Raw genomic sequence first — 19,737 nt, 5'->3', positions numbered from 1 at the left:
GAGGTATGGCTGTACAGCATGGAACGATTCCACCACCGGCGCTCCAGCAGCGCGCCCCCTCCCTTTCGAAAAAGCAGTGGGCGGGCCTCATTCTTGGCGCCGTGCTCTTCGCGCTCCCCTTCTTTTTCAACATCCCTGGCCTCGAGGCGCCCGGCCAGCGGATGCTTTCTATTTTCCTGTTGGCGATTGTCTTCTGGATCCTCGAGCCGATTCCGCTGACCGCGACCGCGGTGCTAGTGATCTTCCTCGAGGTCATACTGCTTTCGAAGGGCGCCATCGTTGACCCGACGGGTGGCGTCGAGGCGCTGAAGGAGACGGTGCTGCCGGCGTCCGACTACTTTGCGGCGCTGGCGAACCCGGTGATCATCCTGTTCTTGGGCGGGTTCATGATTGCGCATGGCGCGGAGAAGTTCGGGCTGGACAAGAACCTGGCGGCGATTATGCTGCGGCCCTTCCCGGATAAGGCGCGGCTGACGGTGCTGGGGCTCATGCTGATTACTGCACTGCTGAGCATGTTTATGTCGAATACGGCGACGACGGCCACGATGTTCGCGGTGGTCATCCCGATTTTGCGCACGCTGCCGCCGGGTAAGGTGCGCGCGGGTGTGGCGCTGTCGATTCCGCTGGCAGCGAACGTAGGCGGCATAGGCACCCCGGTCGGGACACCACCAAACGCGATCGCGATTGGTGCGCTGGCGGAGTACGGCATCAAGGTGTCCTTCGCGCAGTGGATGCTGCTTGCCGTCCCGTTCATGCTGGTTGTGCTGGTGTTTGCGTGGCTGTTCCTGTGCATTGCGTTCATCCCCTCGGAGACGCGGATCTCGATTGCAATGGATGCGTCCTGGGATACGTCGTCGAACGCGAAGCTGTTTTACGCCGTCGCGGGGCTGACGATTGCGCTGTGGATGAGCGAGCCACTTCACGGGATCTCCTCGAATATTGTCGGTTTCTTCCCCGTCGTCGCGCTGCTGAGCCTGAAAGTGATGAAGGGCAAAGACGTCCAGGCGCTGGACTGGCCGGTGTTGTGGCTGGTCTCCGGCGGTATTGCGCTGGGCACGGGCGTGGGTGCGACGGGGCTCGATGACTGGTTGGTCGGCTCCGTGAACTGGAAGGTGCTCGGCCCGATGATGATCCTGGCGCTACTGGGCCTGATCGGGTTTGCCATGGCGAACGTCATTTCCCACTCGGCGGCGGCGAACCTGCTGGTGCCGCTGGCGGTCTCGCTGGCGATCACGCTGTCCGAGCCGAGCCCGATGCTCATCGCGGTGATTGTGGCAATCGCCTGCTCGCTGGGTATGGCGCTGCCGATCTCCACCCCGCCGAACGCGATTGCGTACGCCACGAAGGAGATCACCATCCCACAGATGGCGCAGGTCGGCCTGGTGGTGGGTACGGTGGCAACGCTGCTGCTGATCTTCGTGATGCCGTCAGTGTGGACGCTGTTGGGGTTGCTGTAGATGATTCCACACTCAACAATCGCGGTCATCGGTGCGTCGGAGGCGTCGCGCACCATCCAGACCATCGTGCGCGACGCGTTCGGCGGCACCCACACGGTGCTCACCTACCCGTCGCTGACGGACTTGCCGCGCACGGACGACCTCGCGCTCGTCACCGTCACGGTGCACGAGCACGGGCTCACCGCCGATCACCCGCTGGTCAAATTTCTTGACGACGCCCACTACGAACACACCCGCATCATCGTCTTGACCACGGCGCCCTCGGTGTCGGGCCTGGACCGACTCAGCGAGCTGGGCAGGCTCGACATGCTGGTGTACACGCCGGAGATCCACGACGAGGCCCTGGCACGGAACCTGCAGCAGCAGCTCACCCGCTATTGGGCGTCGCGCTACCACGACAACCCCGAGTTGGCGTCGAAGTACGACCAGCCGGCGGCGCCGGCGCTGGACGTGGAGCTCAGCGACGAGGAGATCATCAGGCACATTATTGACGCCGCCGACCGGCACCTCGGGCGCCAGCCCCGCCTGGTGTTCCCTCCCGGGGTGAACCTGACCACGGAGGGCAAGGAGGTTGAGGAGGTCATCTTGACTATCTCGGGCGAGGTGGTGCTGCAGCGCAACACGGACGCTGGCGACATCACGATGCACCGTGGATCGACGGGCCTTGTCATCGGGTTGTTGGCACTGGCGGGCACGCGCATCGGCTTCTTCACGGCGCGGACCACGACAGAGGTCACCGCGGTGCAGCTGCCGATGGACCAGCTCAACTACCTGCTCGACATCGCCCCTGGCCTGGACCGCATGCTCGCCGTGTTGCTGGTGCGTTCCTACGACCGGCGCCTACGGCGCTCCGAGGACAGCCAGGTGCACCAGCACGAGATGACCGTGGAGCTCGAGCAGGAGCGGGCGCGGCTGAGCACCGCCCTGCGCAATCTGGAGGAGGCCCGCCGCGAGTTGATGAGCCAGGCCCGGTTCGCCTCGCTCGGCGAGCTGGCCGCGGGGGTGGCGCATGAGCTGAACAACCCGATGGCCGCGATTGAGCGTACGGCGGCGCATCTCGGAGAGGACGTCGATACGCTGCTGGCGTCAAGCCCGAACCGGAAGTGGCGCGAGGGCGTCCTGAAAGCCCTTGAGCAGGCGAAACTAGCTCCCTCGGTGAGTACGAAGGAGGCACGCAGGTTGCGGCGTGAGCTCACGGAGGTCATCGGCGACCGGGCGCTTGCGCAGCGCTGGGTGCTCGCCGGGCTTCACGACGCCGCCTTTGCCAAGCAGGTGGCTCGCTCCCGCAGGCTCGACTTCGAAACCATTGAGCGTGCCGCGGCGATCGGCACTGGGGTGCGCAATCTCTCAACCGCGGCGACCCGTATTACGGAGCTCGTCGCCTCGCTGCGCTCGTACGCGCGCCCTGACGGCGACCCCGTCACCGACGTGAACATCCACGAAGGTGTCGACGACACCCTCCGCCTCATCTCACACCGACTCGACAACGTCGAGGTCATTCGCGATTATGCGGAGCTGCCCAACATCACGTGCATGCCTGGCCAGCTGGCCCAGGTGTGGACGAACCTGCTGACCAACGCCGCTGAAGCGATGCAGGACACGGGCGTTGGCGGCACAGTCACGATCCGCACGAGTGCGCCTGAGCCGGGCTGGATCGAAGTCGACATTATCGACGACGGCCCCGGCATCCCCGGCGAGCGCCTCGAGCGACTCTTCGAACCCCGATTCACCACGAAGAACGGCCAGGTGCGCTTCGGGATGGGCATCGGCCTGAGTGTGTGCCGAAGCATCATCAATAAGCACCACGGAACCATCACGCTGGAGTCCTCCCCGCGGGGCACCAAAGCCAGCGTTCGCCTACGTATCAACGGACCAAGGAGACACCATGAACCTCACCATTCTGATTCTTGAAGATGAAGCCGAAGTGCGCGCCGCCCTTGAGCGCGACCTCCTCTCGTTTGCGGACACCGTCCGCCTGGAGGTGGCCTCCAGCGCCGACGAAGCCTGGGAAGTGATCGACGAGCTCAGCGACGACGGCGACCTCCTCGCGCTCGCGCTGTGTGACCACCGCATGCCAGGCACCACCGGCGTGGAGTTTTTGGTGCAGATGGCGCAGGACCCGCGCACCGCAGCGACCCGCAAGGTGCTGGTTACCGGGCAGGCGCAGCTCAAGGACACCGTGCACGCGGTCAACGAAGCGAACCTGGATTACTACATTGCCAAGCCGTGGGACGTTGAGAACCTGCACGGGGTGGTGCGTGACATGTTGACGGACTACGTGGAGGCGCTAGACATCGACCCGCTGCCCTACTTCGAGGTGCTTGACCAGCAGCGGGCGCTGAAGCTTACCCGCCACCGGGACTAATGAATGGAGGTTGGGGTGTGCTCGGACGGGATCTTCGGGTGGTCTAACAGGTCGAACCCGAAGAGGATCCGGTCCTTGACTCCCGCCAGAATCGCCTCGACGGAGTAGACGTCACGGAACGTTTGCTTGGTAAACACCTCGGCGGGTGAGCCTTCGGCGTAGATTTTGCCTTCGTGGAGCACGATGATGTGGTCCGCGAAGCGCTCGATCAGGTCGATTTGGTGCAGGCTTACTACCGTCGTGATGTTTCGTTCAACCGTGAGCGCCTTGATTTGGTGCAGGATTCTGTACTGGTTTTCGATGTCGAGTGCGGACGTGGGTTCGTCGAAAAGCAGGATGTCTGGCCGTTTGACCATGGCCTGCCCGATGAAGACTTTTTGGCGCTGGCCACCGGACAAGTTGCGGATGGCGACGTCGCGCAGGGGCTGCAGCTCAAGCATGTCGAGCACCTCGTTGACATCGTCGACATCCTCTTGCGTGGTGCGGATCCCGAGCTTGGCTACTTTTCCGATCATCACCGTTTCAAACACGGTAAAGGGTAGGTCGCCTTCCGTGTGCTGGTTCAGGTAGGAAATGTTGCCGGTGGTTGTAACCTCGCCGGTGATTTTCTTGCCGCGCCCAGGCTTGCCTGAGCGGGCTATCGATGTCATCAGTGTGGTTTTGCCTGCGCCGTTTCGGCCCATCAACACGGTGACCTCGCCGGGTTTGGCTTGGAAGCTGATGTCCTTGATGATCTGACGCTCGCCGTAGTCGAACGAGAAGTTCGTGACGCGAATCATGCGCTACACCGTCCTTTGACGGCGCTGGCTGGTAAGCGCGTAGACCAGGAATGGGATACCGATGATCGAGCTGATGATGCCGATTGGCACCACAACCCCCGGGACGATCAGCTTCGAGAGGATCGAGGACACCAGCAGAATCATCGCACCAAGAATGGCGGAGCTGGTCAGGTAGAACCGTTGGTCCTCGGAGACCAGTCGGCGCGCCAGGTGCGGCGCGGCCAGGCCGATGAAGCCGATCTTGCCGCAGAAACTCACCGCCAGCGCAGTCAGGATCGAGGCCAGGACGAGGGAGAGGATCTTCACGCGCCCGACCTTGACGCCGAGCGCTTCTGCGCGTGCCTCGCCGAACTTCAGCGCAGTCAGGTTCCACGCGTTGCGCAGCAGCACCGCGAAGACTACGACGAACGTGGAGAGCAGAATCCACGCTTGCGGGTAGGAAGCGCGGGTCAGCCCGCCCATCGTCCAGAAGACGATGTACGACAGGCTCTCTTCTGACGCGCGGTACTGGATCAGGGACAGGAAGGCGTCGAAGAGGAAGTTCAGCGCGATGCCCGCAAGCACCAGTGAGGAGTTACTCATCTCGATGTACTTGCCCACCGCGAAGATCACCAGCACAGAGAGCAGTGCGAGCACCAGAGCACCGCCGGTAACAAATACCATCGGCAGCGCCATCACGAACACGATGGCAGCACCAAGGCTCGCCGCCGAGGACACGCCAAGCGTGAACGGGCTGGCAAGCGGGTTATTCAGGATCGTCTGCATCACGGCACCCGCCAACCCCAGACTCATCCCCACCCCAACTGCCATGAGGGCAGCCGGCATGCGCATGCGGAAGAACGCAACGTGCTCAACCGAATCAGGATCTAGCACGGCGGAGAAGTTCGAGAGCTTGATGTTGGCGGGGCCGACGCAAAGATCCACCACGAAAAGGACTACGACCGCCAAAATGGCAAATGCGACCAGTAGTCCTTTCGGGAGGCTTTTTGTTCTTGCCTTACTCATACTTGATGAACCAGGTTCCCTCGTATGGGATCGGCATGTACTTATCGAAGTACTCCTTGATCAGCGCTTCCGGATCCAGGTCCGCGAACTCCTCCGGGTGGAAAAGCTTGGCAAGCTGCGCGTAGGAGTAGAAGTCCAGCATTTCGCGGGTCATAGGGTGACCAATCGCGTACAGCTCGTTGTTCTGGATTGCCTTAAGCTTGTCCCAGCCCTCGCGCTGGCGGAACGGCTCCATCGAGGCCAGCGCCTCCTCATTGGAGACAGAGAAGCCCATCTTGACCGAGTCCGGCTGGTTCGCCCACAGGGAACCCGAGAGCACGATTTTGTCCGGGTTGCTGACCAAGACCTGTTCGGCGGAGAGCGCCTCGGCGTCGTCCGCAGCCATAAAGTGCGTCGCAATGTTGTCCGCGCCGACGGCGTCCAGGATGGCGCCCCACATGATGCCGGCGCCGTAGGTGTTGCCGAATTCGGTCGGGCCGTTCGAGGTCGTCTCAAAGTAGACCGACGTGGTGTGGTCCAGCTTCGAAGCGCGCTCCTCGATGTCGCCGACGACGTCCTCGTAGAACTTCGTGATCTCGTCGACGTTCTTCGTCAGCCCAGTGGCTTCAGCGATGATCTTGGTGGACTGAATATGGTTTTCCAGCTTTTGGCTGTGGTAATCGATGTAGATTACCGGGATGCCAGTCTGTTCAGCGATGACATCCATCTTTGCTTTCTGGCGAACCGGAGCAATGACTCCGTCGACACCCATCGTCAAAAGTTGTTCGGCGGAGATCTGATCCTTCGTCGCATCACCAATCTTCGGGATATCAGCAAGCTCCGGGTTCGCCTCAAGCAAAAGGTCCCACAGGTCCTGTCGGTTGGACTCGAGGCCCTTATCCATCGCAGCGATCTTAGACGTGTAGTTGTCCCGGTCAAGGGCCGCCATCGTCAAAAGCGGCCCGCCAGAACCAGAAAGCTGAATGGCTGCGTGCTCGAGTGGCTTCTCCAGCTGAATCGTGTTCCCGGTGATGTCCGTGATGGTCACTGCATGCGAGGCGTCTGCGGCAGTCTGGCTCGTTTCCGAGGCAGGCTCGTTGTCCGCAGGGCTGCTGCATCCAGTCACTGTCCACATCATCGCGGCACAGAGCACTACAGCTGGGAGGGATTTCTTCGCGGAGAAGGCCATGATTATCGACTTTCACTGTGGTTTGGTTGCACCGATTCCGAGCAAGGAATGTGAAGGCGCAAGGGTGGATGGCTCCACCCCACTAGCAAATGTTCAATTAATGAATTGAACAATCAAATTACAGCACATGTGAAAGCGATACGTCAAGCCTGTCAAATTATTGTGAGACCTCTTCTGAGGCCTCCGCAATCGCGGCCGCGAGGCGCCGGGCCGCCTGTGCGATCTCCTCGTCGCTGATCACCAGTGGCGGCGTCAGGCGAATCACGTCATCCGCCGGCGCGTTCAGGATCACGCCCTGCTCAAGTCCCAGCGTGACGACGCGCTTCGCCACCGGCTGCTCCAAGACCACGCCGAGCATGAGCCCACGCCCGCGGACTTCCTTCACACCCGGGATCTTCGAGGTGGCGTCGTAAAGCACCTGGCCTTTGCGACGCACCTCCGCGAGGAAGGCGTCGTCGATGGTGGCCAGCACTGCCGTGGCCGCCGCGCACGAGACGGGGTTGCCGCCGAACGTGGTGCCGTGGCTGCCCGGCGTAAATAGCTTCGCTGCCTCGCCGCGGGCTATGGTCGCGCCGATTGGCATGCCGCCGCCGAGGCCCTTGGCCATGGTGATCACGTCCGGGAGCACGCCCTCGTGCTGGAAGGCGAAGAAGTCGCCGGTGCGGCCGACGCCGGTCTGTACCTCGTCGGCGATGAAGAGGATGCCGTGCTTATCGCACAGCTCGCGCACCTGGGTGAGGAAACCCTCCGGGGCTGGGATGATACCGGTCTCGCCCTGGATGGGCTCCATGATGATGGCCGCGGTGTCCGAGGGGTTCTGCTCCACGAGTGCGGTGAGCGCCTCGATGTCGCCGTAGGGGTAGAACTCCACGCCGGCGGGCATGGGTTCGAACGGTTTTTGCTTGTCGGGCTGGCCGGTCATCGCGAGCGCACCCATGGTGCGGCCGTGGAAGCCGTGCTGCGCTGCGAGGATGCGGCGGCGACCCGTCAGGCGCGCGAGTTTGAAGGCTGCCTCGTTGGCCTCGGTGCCGGAGTTGCCGAAGTAGACGCGGGCGGTGTCATCACCGACGTGCTCGCGGAGTGCCTCGGCGACCTTGACCACGGGTGCAGAGCCGAACAGGTTCGAGACGTGGCCGAGCGTCGATAGCTGGTTGGTGACCGCCTCGACCACTGCCGGATGCGCATGGCCGAGCGCGTTGACCGCGATGCCAGCCAGCATGTCGATGTACTGCTTGTCATCGGCGTCAGTCACGGTGGAGCCGGAACCTTCGACGAGTTCGACTGGCGGAACCGGGTAGTTATCTAGAAGCGCGCCCGCCCAACGCTGCGTAAAGTCCTTCATGCGTCATCCTTTCTAAAAATGGTGCCGTCCGGGTACTGGGAACGGTCGTAATCATCTGGCAGAACCATGGTGCCCACACCGCCCATCGTGAGCAGCTCAAGAAGTACGGAGTGCGCGACGCGCCCGTCGATGACGTGGGCGGCTTTCACCCCACCCCGCACCGCGGTCAGGCACGCCTCCATCTTGGGGATCATCCCCGAGTCCAGCGCTGGCAGCATCTGCTCGAGATCCCCGGCCTCGATTTTAGACAGCAGCGAGTCCCTATTCGGCCAGTCTGTATAGAGGCCCTCCACGTTGGTGAGCACCACGAGGCGCTCCGCGCCGATCGCCGCGGCGAGCGCGCCCGCGGCCTCGTCGGCGTTGATGTTGTACACCTCACCGTTCTCTCCCGGCGCGATGCCGGAGACCACCGGGATGCGGCCGGCCTCGATGATGTCCATGACGGCGGCGGGGTTCACGTCGGTGATCGTGCCGACGAGCCCGATGTCGCGGGTTTCGCCGTCGACTTCGACGGTGCGGCGCTTCGCGGTGAACAGCCCGGCGTCCTCACCGGAGGTGCCCACCGCGTACGGCCCGTGGGAGTTGATCTTGCCCAGCAGGTCACGCCCGACCTGGCCGAAGAGCACCATGCGCACCACGTCCAGGATCTCGGGTGTGGTGACGCGGAAGCCACCGACAAACTCGCCGCCGTCCAGGCCGAGGCGGGAGAGCATCGCGCTGATCTGCGGGCCGCCGCCGTGGACGACGACGGGCTTCGCGCCGACGGTGCGCAGGAAGACCATGTCGGCGGCGAATGCGGCCTTGAGGTCTTCATCGATCATGGCGTTGCCGCCGTACTTGACCACCACAATTTTGTCGCGGTAGTGCTGCAGCCATGGCAGTGCCTCTGCCAGGACGGTTGCCCGCTGCTCGCTGCTGAGATTCGCTAACACGGTGCCTCCTAGCTGCTGTATGCGGAGTTGATTTCGACGTAGGCGTGCGACAGGTCGGTGGTGCGCACGGTGGCGCTGCCCTGCCCGCCGGTGCCGAGGTTGACGACGACCTCGATGTCCGCACCGCTCAAGTCCACTTCGCGCGCGCCCGGCGCGCCCGCGGACTGCGCGCACACGGTGTGCCCGTTGAAGGTGACGGAGATGTTCTCGGCGTCCATCTCGGCCTCGGCCATGCCGACGGCGGCGAGCACGCGGCCCCAGTTCGGGTCGGAGCCGAACATCGCGGTCTTGACCAGGTTGTCGCGCCCGATTGTCCGGGCTGCGTTGAGCGCCTGGGCGTCGTCGGCCGCACCTTCGACGGTGATGGCCACGCGTTTGGTTACGCCTTCGGCGTCGGATTGCATCATGGCGGCGAGCTGCGAGCAGGCGTCCTGCATCGCGGCGTCGAGTTCCTCTTGCGTCGGGGTGACGCCGCTTGCGCCGCTGGCCATGGCGATGACGGTGTCGTTGGTGGAGGTGGAGCCGTCGATATCGAGGGTGTTGAAGGTGGTGGCGACGGCGCGGTCGAGCGCAGCCTGCAGCGCTTGGCTTTCGACGTCCGCGTCCGTGGTGATGCACACCAGCATCGTGGCCAGCGACGGCGCCATCATGCCCGCGCCCTTACCCATCCCGCCGAGCGCCCAACCGTCGCCCTTGACGACGACCTCTTTCGCCACCGTATCCGTGGTTTTGATGGCGACGGCGGCGTCCGCGCCATGGTCGCCGAGCTGTTTCACAACGACCCCGATGCCGTGCTCTATCTTGTCCATCGGCAGCAGGTCACCAATGATGCCGGTGGAGCACACCGCGATCTGCGAGGCGTCCACCCCGATACCCTCGGCGGTCAGCTGCTGCATCGCCTTGGCGTCCTCGACGCCCTGCGCGCCGGTGCAGGCGTTGGCGTTGCCGGAGTTAAACACGACGGCGGAAATAGCGCCGCCCCTGATTACTTCGCGGCTGACCTTGACCGGAGCCGCGAAGACCTTGTTGCGGGTAAACACGGCTGCAGCCGCGTTCTTTGGCCCTTCGTTGACCACGACGGCCATATCCGGCTTGCCGGATGCCTTGATGCCGGCCCAGGTTGCTGCGGCGCTGAATCCCTTGGGGGCGGTAACACCAGTAGTGCTCATGATGAAAATGTCCTTTACAGTCCGTTATGAGAAGAAGTAGAGATGGAGTGAGGCTGGCGGTTACGGAGCCACCCCGGCTCGCGAGAGCCCCGCGGTCTCTTCGAGCCCGAGCGCGAGGTTCATGCACTGCACGGCACCGCCGCCGGTGCCTTTGGTGAGGTTGTCGATGGCGCTGGTGACCACCAGTTTCTTGGCCGATTCGTCGACTTCTACCTGCACGTGGCACATGTTTGAGCCGACCACGTGCTGCGTCTGTGGCTGCTGCCCTGCCGGAAGTAGGGTGACGAAGGCTTCGCCCGCGTAGGCGGATTCGTACGCCGCGCGGACAGCGGCAGCATCCACGCCCTGGGCAAGCGACGCCACCACGGTGGTGAGGATGCCGCGCGGCAGCGGTGCGAGCACCGGCGTGAAGCTGATGCCGACCGGAGACTGCGCTACTTCCTGCAAGTTCTGATGGATCTCCGGGGTGTGCCGGTGGGTGCCGCCAGCGCTGTAGGCCTTCAGCGAGCCCATCGTTTCCGCGCCCAGCATGGCAACGCTCGCCTTCTTGCCTGCGCCGGACACGCCGGTGACGGAGACGATAGTCAGGTCCGGCTCGACCAGGCCGGATGCCACCGCGGGCCACGCCGCGAGCGTAGCGCCCGTCGGGAAGCAGCCGGGCACCGCGATCCGCGTGGCTGCCGCGATCTGCTCGCGGTGGCCGGGCAGCTCCGGCAGGCCGTACGGCCAGGACCCGGCGTGTTCGGAGCCGTAGTAGTGCTGCCAGGCATCGGCGCTGCGCAGGCGGAAGTCCGCAGCACAGTCGATGACCGTGACTTCTGGCGGCAGCGCCGCGCCGATCTTCGCGGAGTGCCCGTGTGGCAAGCCGAGGAAGACGACGTCGTGGCCCGCGAGCACCTCTACCGTGGTGGGTTCGATGACGCGGTCGGCAAGCTCGGGCAGGTGCGGCATGAGCTCCCCGACCGAGGCTCCCGCGTTGGAGGCCCCGGTGAGCGCACCGATCTCGAGCTCGCCCGCGAGGTATGCCGGGTGGCCGAGTAGCAGGCGGAGGATCTCACCGCCGGCGTACCCGGTAGCGCCCGCGACTGCTACGTTCAACACTTTTTGCTCTGACATACACGGGAGTGTAACAGATATGCGGCCCGGTGTATGTTATTCAGGAAAATTTCTTTCCTCCTACCCCCGGAAACACGTCTGCCCACCACCGAACCGGCCTTAAGCCAGTGTCGGCAGTGGGCAACCGAGCGTATTTTATGCCATCAACGCATATTCATATATCCCTAGATGACGCCCTGCGCCAGCATCGCGTCAGCGACCTTCTTGAAGCCCGCGATGTTCGCGCCGGCAACGTAGTCACCCTCCATGTCGTACTCCTTCGCGGTCGAATCGACCGTCTTGAAGATGTTCGACATGATTTCGTGAAGGCGCTGGTCGGTGTACTCGAAGGACCAGGAGTCCCGCGAGGCGTTCTGCTGCATCTCCAGCGCGGAGGTGGCCACGCCACCCGCGTTGGCGGCCTTGCCCGGCGCGAACGCGATCCCCTTCTGCTGGAAGTAGTGGGCAGCCGCAGGGGTGCACGGCATGTTTGCGCCCTCGGCGACGTAGCGCACACCGTTGTCCACGAGGAGTTTGGCGTCGTCACCATCGAGCTCGTTCTGGGTGGCGCACGGCAGGGCAACATCCGCCTGGACCTCCCACACGTTGCCGTCCCGGTGGTACTCGACGCCCTCCCCGGCCTCAGCCGCGTAGGTGGAGATACGCCCACGGCGCACTTCCTTGACGTCCTTGAGCAGTTCGATGTCCACACCGTTCGGGGTGGTGACGTAGCCGGAGGAGTCCGACATGGCCACAACCACGCCGCCGAGCTGCTGCACCTTCTCCGCAGCGTAGATGGCTACGTTGCCGGAGCCGGAGACGATCACCTTGGAGCCTTCGAAGGACTCGCCGTGCGTCTGCATCATCTCGGAGGCGAGGTAGACCAGGCCGTAGCCGGTTGCCTCGGTGCGGACGAGGGAGCCGCCCCACTTCAGGCCCTTGCCGGTGATCACGCCGGACTCGTGGCTGTTTTCCAGGCGACGGTACTGGCCGAAGAGGTAGCCGATCTCGCGGGCGCCAACGCCGATGTCACCGGCCGGCACGTCGCGATATTCGCCGATGTGGGTGTGCAGCTCCGTCATGAAGGACTGGCAGAAGCGCATGATCTCGGCGTCGGACTTGCCTTTCGGGTCAAAGTCGGAGCCGCCTTTCGCACCGCCGATTGGCAGGCCGGTCAGGGAGTTCTTGAAGATCTGCTCAAAGCCCAGGAACTTGATGATGCCCAGGTTCACGCTCGGGTGGAATCGCAGCCCGCCCTTGTAGGGGCCGAGTGCGGAGTTGAACTGTACGCGGAAGCCGCGGTTGACCTGGATTTGCCCGTTGTCATCGACCCATGGGACGCGGAACACAAGTTGGCGCTCTGGCTCGCAGAGACGCTCAATGAGGCCGTAGTCAGCGTAGTGAGGATCCTTATTGAGGACGATCTTGAGGGAGTCAAGCACTTCCGCGAGCGCCTGGTGGAACTCTGGTTCCCCCGCGTTCCTCATCTGCAATTTGCCGTAATAGTCAGAGATCTGTTGATCGATAGACATGTGAATCCTTTCTTCGTGGCGCCCCTTCCGTGGCGAGCACTTCATTGGCTGGACCCCTGTTAGTTTTCCCTCATTGCAAAGGTGTCGCAGGAAAAAATCCACCGAATTTTTGCGACATAGGTCACATTTTTGGCGCTATTTCGCCAGCGTTTCCACGAAGTAGAACAGTCCAATGCCCAGGAAGATGATCCCCGGCAAGTACTGCAGGCCCGGGATGTTGCGCAGCTGCGTCTTCGCCGCCACCCGAATCAGCACGGACATCGCACTAAACACCAGCAACGTCACCCCCAGCAGCAGCCCCAGCATGCTGAGCTTTTCCGCCAGCCCGTCATAGTGGCTCATCATCGGCGTGAAGAAGGAGGTGAAGAACACCAGCGCCTTCGGGTTCGAGATGTTGGTGACGTACCCCAGCCGCACCGAGGCACCCGCCGTGCGCGCAGCCACGCTCACCACTTCTTGCTCTTCATTACTTTTCGACGTCCCCTTCGCCGCCTTCACGCTCCCCCACAGACCGAACGCGCCGAGCAGCATCAGCGCCACCGACCCCGCCAGCGGCAACACCACCGACAGCGCGGGCACGACGTGCAGGAGCGCCTCAATCCCGAGCAGCGCGAGTATCGACCACGTTGCCACCCCAAGCATCGCCCCGAGCGCCGTCCAGAACCCTGCCCGCTGCCCGTAGCGTGACGTCTGCGTGCCGATCGCCTCAATGTCCGGACCCGGAATCGCCATCACCGTTGCCCAGGTGAGCACGTCTACGAGCACGGGCATGCCTCCTCCGCAACATCTCTCGAGCCAATGATTTCAGTAGGTGCCAGGATATGCGTTGTTTGTGGTGTCCGGGGGCGATTCTCAACCCGAACATATCTGCGACCGCCATCGAGCTGGCTCGGTGCCATGTCGGACCCGTTCGGTACATTGCGGCAACACCTACAACGCCGAAGGAGTCCAATCATGGCAACGCCCACAGTGCGGTTCCACGGCTACCCGAAACGCCCCGTCCCCGATATTTTCGGCGGCTCCGACTGGGACCTCCCGATGACCGACCGCGATAGCGACTCTATCTTTTTCCTCGTGGAGTACCTGAAAATCACCGACCCGGAGAACGCGAACGAGCCGACGGCCTACAAATTACTTCGCGAGCTTCACAGCGAACACCGCGCAATGAAGCAGAGAGTATTTCACCAACTGTGTGAGCCACCAGGCATCCAGGAGGAGAAGGACCAGGCGTTTTACCGGGTGATGTTCCAGTTCCTGCAGTACCAAGCCGGGCAGCTCGTAGCCAAAGCCCTGGAAGCTACCGACGGCAACCCGTACAAGGTGGTTGGGATGATGCGCTACCACCACCCATCGATCGAACGCGCAGCAGCTGTCGATGCCGTCATGAAAACCACCGTGGAGGAAGCACTGAAAACGCTCGGGAGGGACCACAGTCCGCAGGCCGTCGAGGAACTCTGGTTGGAGCTCAACCAGGAAGCGGACCTGTTCGCGCAAACGAAGAAGGTGCTGCGCCTCGCCGGGTGGGCAAAGGACATCGCCGACATCCCGCGCAGCAGAAACGCGATGGAACAGATCTTCCTACAGGACCAGCGCGAAGCCGCCTGGACCGTGATTGACCAGCACCTCACGGAGCCAATCAACGCCCTCATGAACCAGCAAGAAGAGGAAGACCCCTGGGCGGTGGACTGAGACAGCTAGGCCTTGTCCCCTGCTTGTTCACTGGTCATCTTCGCGTAGTTTGCGAAGAGCGCGCTCCCTGACGCTGGCGTGCTCAAACAGGTCCATGCGTGAGGCGGTAATGCCGAAACATGCGAGGAGTTCTGCCCAATATGACTGTGCGTATTTGCGTTCTAGTGCGCCTTCGTGGAGTGAGCGCCACCCGTCGAGACGTTCGTTCCAACGGTGTTTGAAGCCGTCGAGGTTGCGGCGCATGGTGGCGCGATCAAGGCGCGGAGCAGTTGTCACAGAACTCATACAGGTAGCTTAACGGAGGCGCCCGACATGCGAGCGGGCGAACGTCGAAAAGAAGCGCGGGCCGAGAAGATCCCGGTCCCGCGCTCCAGCGTGGTTCTAAGCGAACATGCCCTCGCCAACAAAGCCAGTATCACCTACACCTGGAGGGATGAGGTAGGTGCCGGTTTTGGTGGTCTTGAGGTATTCCAGGAGCATCTCGTCACGCGACATCGACTGGTGTACTTTGGCGAACCGATCAACGGTGCGGGTAAACGCAATGAAGAACAGGCCCGCGTCGAGGCGTCCCTGCTCGTTCGAGCCATCGACGTAGTTGAACGCTCGGCGCAGGATGCGGATGCCATCGTTCTGGTCAGGGTGCACGTTGAATACGTGGGAGGCATGGTCGATAACAGGGCGGCCGCGTTCATTGGTGGCGGCAAAATCCGGTTCGTCGAACTCATCAGTGCCAGTGAGCGGCGCACCTTCGACCTTGTCACGCCCCGTGACGCGCTCCTGCTCCTTCAACTGAAGCGTGTCCCACACCTCAATATTCATGGCGATACGCCGCGCCGTCAGGTACGACCCACCCGCAGCCCAAGGCTGCGAAGAGTCCGCCGGAATCCACACGTGCTCATCCAACGCTTCGGTGTCCTCTGCTCGAATGTTCCTAGTGCCGTCTTTCTGCCCGAAGAGGTTGCGTGGAGTCGGTTCTTCACGGGTGGTCACGGCGGCCTTACCAAAGCCAATCTGCGTCCAACGCAGCACTGCATCTGGCACGGCCAGACGCGTCAGATTGCGTATGGCGTGGGTGGCAACCTGGGGGTCGTTCGCGCAGGCCTGGATGCAGATGTCGCCGTCGGACTGCTCACGGTTCAGGAAGTCGTTGGTCATAGGCGGCATCGCGGTAAACTCATCCGGCAGCTTGTCAGCTAAACCGAACTGGTCACGAAATAGGCTTCGGCCAAAGCCAATCGTGATGGTCAAAGCGGAAGGTCCCAAGTCAAAGGCTTCGCCAGAATCGTCAGGTGGGAAATCCTCACCACCACCGAATGCGCCTTTCGCGCTCACCTCACCACCGAGCGTCAATCGCCGTGCAGCATTCGTCCAGCGCTGCAGGAGGTCGATGAGGTCGTCGCGAGAGGCCTTCTCGTCCATGTCGAACGCCGCGAAGTGGAGGCTGTTCTGCATCGGGCTGACAATCCCAGCTTGGTGCTCGCCAGCGAAGTCGATGATCAGCTGGTTGTTCGTGCCGTCGGCGTTATCGCTCGCATCCTCACGAGATTCATCCCGCGAACAAGCAGCGGCGACGGCACCGGCAGCACCCAGGCCGCCGAATGTTAAAAACGTGCGTCGGTCAAACCCAGTCATGTTAGGACTCCGCCTCCGTATCAACGTTGAGTCCCAGCACGGTACCAGTCAGGTTCGACAGCGGCTCACGCAGCGCATCCAGCGCACGGGTCAGCTTCGCCTGCTGGCCAGCGTCGACCTCGTCGTAGTCGACGTACCCGGTCTCCAGGCTGCCGTACTGATCGAGGAGCGCTTGTATGTCGTCGAAGCGCGACTCGATCTCGCTGACCAACTTGGCACCTTCCTCACCGCGCTCTGCGGCAATGCCCTTGACCATGTCGAACGCGATGCGCGAGCCCTGGATGTTGGCCTGGAAGTCATAGAGATCCTTGTGCGACCACCAGTTTTCCTCACCAGTGACCTTGGTGGTGGCTACCTCTTCGAGCAGCCCCATCGCACCGTTGGAGACGGTGTCCACAGTGATGTCGTTCTCCGCGGCGAAGTCGTCGGCCTGCACGGTGTCGTGCAGCGCCTCGACGTCAGCGACGAGGGTGTCAGCGATCTCGCGGCGCTTCTCCGGGGAGGACGGCTCCCAGCCTTCGCGGGCAGGTGCGCCGTCGGCGTTCTTGGTGTCGGCAGCTGGTGGCCACAGGTCCTTTTCCATACGGTGGAACCCGAGCCATTCGGTGAAGGTCGGGTCATCTTCCTTGAGCTGGTCCGCCTCGGCGATGTAGTCCACTTCGCGGTAGTCAATGCGAGCGTCGAGAACACCGAGCGCCTCAGCGATCGGCTCGATGCGCTCGTAGTGGACACGGGTGGTGGCGTAAAGATCCTTGGCCTTGGCATCGTCGCCTGCGGCGTATGCTGCGGCGAACTCCTCGACCTTTGGCAGCAGCTCTGCGACTTCGTTCTTCACAAAGTTGACGTAGTTGTCGCGAGCCTCGTTGAAGCGCACCTCATCAGATTCGTCGTACTGAATCGGTTCACCAGTCACAGTGAATTCAGCCTGGCCGATGTTCGGTCCGCGCAAGCCTGGCTTGCAGGCGGTGAAGTAGGAACCCGGTTCAAGCTGGACGGTGAGGTCTGCGGTGCTGCCAGGGGTGATGTTCTCGCGTTCGGCGATGACGCGCAGTCCGTCGTCGGCCAGCAGGTAGAACTCGGTGACACGCTCACCGGAGTTGGTGATGGAGAAGGTGCTGGTGCCGGATTCCACCGAGTCTACGGCGACCGTGCAGGCGTCCTCTTTCGCCTGCACTTCGATAGTGTCACCGGCACTGTTTTCCACGCACCCCGCAAGCGGGAGCGCGAGAGCGAGGGTGGCGACAAAGACAGGAGAGCGTTTCATTATGAGACCTTTCGTGTGTTCTCGGTGTGTGCTGAAGAAGTTTCGTTATTCAGTTTCTTGGCGTCGCTACGCTTCTTCCCTCGCACGTGTCCCACAAAGATCGGGACAATGATGGCAAGGTAAGCGCCCCAAGCAATGACCTGCAGCCACGACATTTGAGGCATAAACCCGGTAAACGCTTGCAGCAGCGTGGCGACGATGCCTGCGGGATCAATAAACTCGTCCAGGTTAAACGCCCAACCGAATGGGAACGACGCCATCCAGAATGGGTACGAGGCGAAACCCGTGAGCACCTCGCCTGTACGCGGATGCGTCGGAGCAATCGGCGCGCCGGAGAACGGGCCAGGGAGGAACTGTGCCTCCTGCAAATCATGAACGGCGTACGCGAGAATGCCAGCCGCGACAACGATGAGCAACGCACTCGACCACGTGAAGAACGTGCCCAAATCCAGTCGAAGAGCACCCCGGTAGATCAACCAGCCCATCACGATGGCGACGCCGATGCCGGCGAACGCACCAATGACAGCACTGGGCGTGGTCATCCACCCCCACAGCAGGAGTGTGAGCTCGATGCCTTCACGGGCGACGGCGACAAACGCGAGCCAAAACATCGCCTGCTTGCCTTTCGTCAGCGCAACGCCTGTTTTGTCCTCAAGCATGGTGCGCAGTTTGCCACCCTGATTGCTTAACGAGAGAACCATTCCGGTGATCATGGCTACCGCAATCAGGGACATAAAACCACCGATGGCTTCTTGGGCGCGGAACGACAACCCATAGCGCCCGAACGTGAACAGTGCGCCGAGCGCAGTGCAGATTGCTGCTGCCAAGACCACTCCCACCCACACGGTGCGGGCGGCGGTGTTCAGGTGGCCCTCTCCGGTGTTTGAGCTGGTGCGGCGTTGGATCGCAGCGAACAACATCCCGACAATAAGGGATGCTTCCAATCCTTCGCGGAGACCGACAAGGAAAGCGGCGATGAACATATGTAGAACTTTCTCGTGTGTAACCTGGCCTGCCAATGCGCACTAGCCCACGAAGCTAAGGCTTCCCTTGGCAAGGCAAGTCTAATCTTAAGTGCTCGCCAGCGAGAAAGTAAGAGTTTCGCTAGTTATATGCTTAACCGGGGGGTAAAAACGGGGCTTCTTCCCCGCTGTTTCACCGCCGCCCGCCTTACACTTAGACGACCAACCCAGCCCGTTTGACCAGAGCGTAGCGCGGCCAGGCCAAGGTTCGAAGCAGTTGTCACAGAAGTCATTCCGGTAGCGTGCTGCAAGCGTCCGACACGTGCGTGGGCAATCGTCGATACGCTTATGTCGGCGACAAGATTTCAACCGCTCGAATGCGTGTAAAGGGGTACCTGGCCAGGAATTCCAGCACGGGATCCGCACATAGCACGAGGCCTCAGCGTCCTCCGCTCATCAAAATTAGTACTGAAACTGGTCTGCCCAAGCTGTTGTTGCCGCCTTACTCCCGCCCTTCACTGAAGTAGTACCCAATGATGCGCCAAAGGACACTGATGATGACTGCGGTAATTAAGTACGCGCTGAACGCATAGCTAAAGTTCCCGCTGCCCTCATAGTTAGACATGACCCTACACATCGCGACATTTCGCACGTCATATACGAGATAAACGGGTGCTATTAAAACCATCACTACTAAGAACCTGTATGGAGAAAGCACTTTTCGCTTCACTGAAAAGGGGTCTAGGAAGAATTGGATTAGGAACCCAATTATCACGATGAATAAAGCGCTGAACAGCGCGACCACAGCACCGAGCACCACAAGGATCATGCCCTAGCCTCCTCCGAGCGCGACCTCTCTTCCGCAAGTCGCCGTTCAACTTTCACGCTGGACGTATAGAGCGCCTCCGTAAAGGCGAGATTCCCGCCTTCCATAATCTCTCGTGCAGACTCGGCGACAATGAGCATCGAGCCGTTCTCCGTCCGGACCCCGAGACCAAACGAGAGGTAGAGGGCTGGCTTGTCCACAAGCATGGGGACGAAATCCCAAACACCATCAACCTGATCCATATACCAGCACCCCAACAGGTATGTGATTGCTTTCTGACGCTCCTCTTCGCCGAGGTCCGAATCGCGGATCCTCTCCACTGAGCTCCGCGGGAAAGCGGCCCCACGGAGATTCGTGACATCCATATCCGGCGAGACGAGAGGCGGCTGTAAAGTCTGGTATTCGGTAAGCAGGGCGCGCGACTCTTCGTCAATCTTCTTCAGGCGCGGCCCGTAGGAATCAGCAAGGAAATAGCTGGAGTGTACGTCGGTGCTCATGAGGCTGCTCCTTGTAGGTTTCA

General features: G+C 61.9%; 19 protein-coding genes. 4 read left to right on the top strand and 15 right to left on the bottom strand.

Annotated features, from left to right (window positions below):
- Positions 1-5 precede the first annotated feature (5 nt).
- From KBP54_RS03205 to KBP54_RS03195, 3 genes are read left to right on the top strand one after another with little or no spacing between them, the layout of a single operon-like run.
- Positions 6-1,457, top strand: coding sequence for an SLC13 family permease (locus KBP54_RS03205; RefSeq protein WP_256006273.1), 1,452 nt, complete (start codon positions 6-8; stop codon positions 1,455-1,457).
- Positions 1,458-3,368, top strand: a complete 1,911-nt coding sequence (locus KBP54_RS03200; RefSeq protein WP_256006271.1) for a sensor histidine kinase — start codon at positions 1,458-1,460, stop codon at positions 3,366-3,368.
- Positions 3,343-3,822: a response regulator gene (locus KBP54_RS03195; protein WP_256006269.1), complete on the top strand. Its 480-nt coding sequence runs from the start codon at positions 3,343-3,345 to the stop codon at positions 3,820-3,822. Before KBP54_RS03200 ends, KBP54_RS03195 begins: the two co-directional genes overlap by 26 nt.
- Here the strand turns inward: KBP54_RS03195 and KBP54_RS03190 are convergent.
- From KBP54_RS03190 to KBP54_RS03150, 9 genes are all read right to left on the bottom strand, one after another.
- Positions 3,819-4,601 (bottom strand): ABC transporter ATP-binding protein, encoded by a 783-nt coding sequence (locus tag KBP54_RS03190; protein ID WP_256006267.1) that lies wholly within the window; start codon positions 4,599-4,601, stop codon positions 3,819-3,821. The two genes, KBP54_RS03195 and KBP54_RS03190, sit on opposite strands and share 4 nt — an antisense overlap.
- Positions 4,602-4,604: 3 nt before the next feature.
- Complete coding sequence (locus KBP54_RS03185) at positions 4,605-5,549, bottom strand: FecCD family ABC transporter permease (protein WP_256006265.1); 945 nt, start codon at positions 5,547-5,549, stop codon at positions 4,605-4,607.
- 49 nt (positions 5,550-5,598) lie between these two features.
- The gene (locus tag KBP54_RS03180; RefSeq protein WP_256006263.1) at positions 5,599-6,774 is read right to left on the bottom strand and encodes an ABC transporter substrate-binding protein; all 1,176 of its coding nucleotides are present in this window, start codon (positions 6,772-6,774) and stop codon (positions 5,599-5,601) included.
- A gap of 157 nt (positions 6,775-6,931) precedes the next feature.
- Complete coding sequence (locus tag KBP54_RS03175) at positions 6,932-8,116, bottom strand: acetylornithine transaminase (protein ID WP_256006261.1); 1,185 nt, start codon at positions 8,114-8,116, stop codon at positions 6,932-6,934.
- Positions 8,113-9,048, bottom strand: a complete 936-nt coding sequence (gene argB / locus KBP54_RS03170) for an acetylglutamate kinase (protein WP_070476943.1) — start codon at positions 9,046-9,048, stop codon at positions 8,113-8,115. Before argB ends, KBP54_RS03175 begins: the two co-directional genes overlap by 4 nt.
- Positions 9,049-9,056: 8 nt before the next feature.
- A complete protein-coding gene (gene argJ / locus KBP54_RS03165) occupies positions 9,057-10,217 on the bottom strand; it encodes a bifunctional glutamate N-acetyltransferase/amino-acid acetyltransferase ArgJ (RefSeq protein WP_256006260.1) in 1,161 nt (386 codons plus the stop codon).
- A 60-nt stretch (positions 10,218-10,277) separates the two neighbouring features.
- Positions 10,278-11,333: an N-acetyl-gamma-glutamyl-phosphate reductase gene (gene argC, locus KBP54_RS03160; protein ID WP_256006259.1), complete on the bottom strand. Its 1,056-nt coding sequence runs from the start codon at positions 11,331-11,333 to the stop codon at positions 10,278-10,280.
- Positions 11,334-11,497: 164 nt separating this feature from the next.
- Positions 11,498-12,844, bottom strand: coding sequence for an NADP-specific glutamate dehydrogenase (gene gdhA / locus KBP54_RS03155; protein ID WP_256006258.1), 1,347 nt, complete (start codon positions 12,842-12,844; stop codon positions 11,498-11,500).
- Between the two features lie 135 nt (positions 12,845-12,979).
- Positions 12,980-13,615, bottom strand: a complete 636-nt coding sequence (locus KBP54_RS03150; protein WP_256006257.1) for a LysE family translocator — start codon at positions 13,613-13,615, stop codon at positions 12,980-12,982.
- A gap of 183 nt (positions 13,616-13,798) precedes the next feature.
- Between KBP54_RS03150 and KBP54_RS03145 the strand changes: the two genes are divergently transcribed.
- The gene (locus KBP54_RS03145) at positions 13,799-14,533 is read left to right on the top strand and encodes a hypothetical protein (protein ID WP_256006256.1); all 735 of its coding nucleotides are present in this window, start codon (positions 13,799-13,801) and stop codon (positions 14,531-14,533) included.
- 27 nt (positions 14,534-14,560) lie between these two features.
- On the opposite strand, the gene KBP54_RS03140 is transcribed toward KBP54_RS03145, so the two are convergent.
- The 6 genes from KBP54_RS03140 to KBP54_RS03115 form a co-directional block, all read right to left on the bottom strand.
- Entirely contained in the window at positions 14,561-14,818 is a 258-nt protein-coding gene (locus KBP54_RS03140) for a hypothetical protein (protein ID WP_256006255.1), read from the bottom strand.
- Positions 14,819-14,914: 96 nt separating this feature from the next.
- Positions 14,915-16,165, bottom strand: a complete 1,251-nt coding sequence (efeB, locus tag KBP54_RS03135; RefSeq protein WP_256006254.1) for an iron uptake transporter deferrochelatase/peroxidase subunit — start codon at positions 16,163-16,165, stop codon at positions 14,915-14,917.
- Between the two features lies 1 nt (position 16,166).
- A complete protein-coding gene (efeO, locus tag KBP54_RS03130) occupies positions 16,167-17,429 on the bottom strand; it encodes an iron uptake system protein EfeO (protein WP_256006253.1) in 1,263 nt (420 codons plus the stop codon).
- On the bottom strand, positions 17,429-18,412 hold the full coding sequence (locus KBP54_RS03125; protein WP_256006252.1) for an FTR1 family iron permease: 984 nt from the start codon (positions 18,410-18,412) through the stop codon (positions 17,429-17,431). Before KBP54_RS03125 ends, efeO begins: the two co-directional genes overlap by 1 nt.
- A gap of 481 nt (positions 18,413-18,893) precedes the next feature.
- On the bottom strand, positions 18,894-19,220 hold the full coding sequence (locus tag KBP54_RS03120; protein WP_256006251.1) for a hypothetical protein: 327 nt from the start codon (positions 19,218-19,220) through the stop codon (positions 18,894-18,896).
- A complete protein-coding gene (locus KBP54_RS03115) occupies positions 19,217-19,714 on the bottom strand; it encodes a hypothetical protein (protein ID WP_256006250.1) in 498 nt (165 codons plus the stop codon). The genes KBP54_RS03120 and KBP54_RS03115 overlap by 4 nt, the downstream gene beginning before the upstream one ends.
- Between the last annotated feature and the right edge of the window lie 23 nt (positions 19,715-19,737).

Source organism: Corynebacterium pseudogenitalium (assembly GCF_024453815.1).
Lineage (GTDB): Bacteria > Actinomycetota > Actinomycetes > Mycobacteriales > Mycobacteriaceae > Corynebacterium > Corynebacterium pseudogenitalium.
Note: the sequence above shows the minus strand (reverse complement) of the source record. Positions and strands in the feature narration are given on the sequence as shown.

Excerpts from the sequence above, each read along its gene's own strand:
- argC (WP_256006259.1), bottom strand. The coding sequence starts at position 11,333 with ATGTCAGAGCAAAAAGTGTTGAACGTAGCAGTCGCGGGCGCTACCGGG.
- argJ (WP_256006260.1), bottom strand. The coding sequence starts at position 10,217 with ATGAGCACTACTGGTGTTACCGCCCCCAAGGGATTCAGCGCCGCAGCA.
- KBP54_RS03145 (WP_256006256.1), top strand. The coding sequence starts at position 13,799 with ATGGCAACGCCCACAGTGCGGTTCCACGGCTACCCGAAACGCCCCGTC.
- KBP54_RS03125 (WP_256006252.1), bottom strand. The coding sequence starts at position 18,412 with ATGTTCATCGCCGCTTTCCTTGTCGGTCTCCGCGAAGGATTGGAAGCA.
- efeB (WP_256006254.1), bottom strand. The coding sequence starts at position 16,165 with ATGACTGGGTTTGACCGACGCACGTTTTTAACATTCGGCGGCCTGGGT.
- KBP54_RS03115 (WP_256006250.1), bottom strand. The coding sequence starts at position 19,714 with ATGAGCACCGACGTACACTCCAGCTATTTCCTTGCTGATTCCTACGGG.
- KBP54_RS03205 (WP_256006273.1), top strand. The coding sequence starts at position 6 with ATGGCTGTACAGCATGGAACGATTCCACCACCGGCGCTCCAGCAGCGC.
- KBP54_RS03150 (WP_256006257.1), bottom strand. The coding sequence starts at position 13,615 with ATGCCCGTGCTCGTAGACGTGCTCACCTGGGCAACGGTGATGGCGATT.
- KBP54_RS03120 (WP_256006251.1), bottom strand. The coding sequence starts at position 19,220 with ATGATCCTTGTGGTGCTCGGTGCTGTGGTCGCGCTGTTCAGCGCTTTA.
- KBP54_RS03195 (WP_256006269.1), top strand. The coding sequence starts at position 3,343 with ATGAACCTCACCATTCTGATTCTTGAAGATGAAGCCGAAGTGCGCGCC.
- KBP54_RS03140 (WP_256006255.1), bottom strand. The coding sequence starts at position 14,818 with ATGAGTTCTGTGACAACTGCTCCGCGCCTTGATCGCGCCACCATGCGC.
- KBP54_RS03200 (WP_256006271.1), top strand. The coding sequence starts at position 1,458 with ATGATTCCACACTCAACAATCGCGGTCATCGGTGCGTCGGAGGCGTCG.
- KBP54_RS03180 (WP_256006263.1), bottom strand. The coding sequence starts at position 6,774 with ATGGCCTTCTCCGCGAAGAAATCCCTCCCAGCTGTAGTGCTCTGTGCC.
- KBP54_RS03175 (WP_256006261.1), bottom strand. The coding sequence starts at position 8,116 with ATGAAGGACTTTACGCAGCGTTGGGCGGGCGCGCTTCTAGATAACTAC.
- efeO (WP_256006253.1), bottom strand. The coding sequence starts at position 17,429 with ATGAAACGCTCTCCTGTCTTTGTCGCCACCCTCGCTCTCGCGCTCCCG.
- gdhA (WP_256006258.1), bottom strand. The coding sequence starts at position 12,844 with ATGTCTATCGATCAACAGATCTCTGACTATTACGGCAAATTGCAGATG.
- KBP54_RS03190 (WP_256006267.1), bottom strand. The coding sequence starts at position 4,601 with ATGATTCGCGTCACGAACTTCTCGTTCGACTACGGCGAGCGTCAGATC.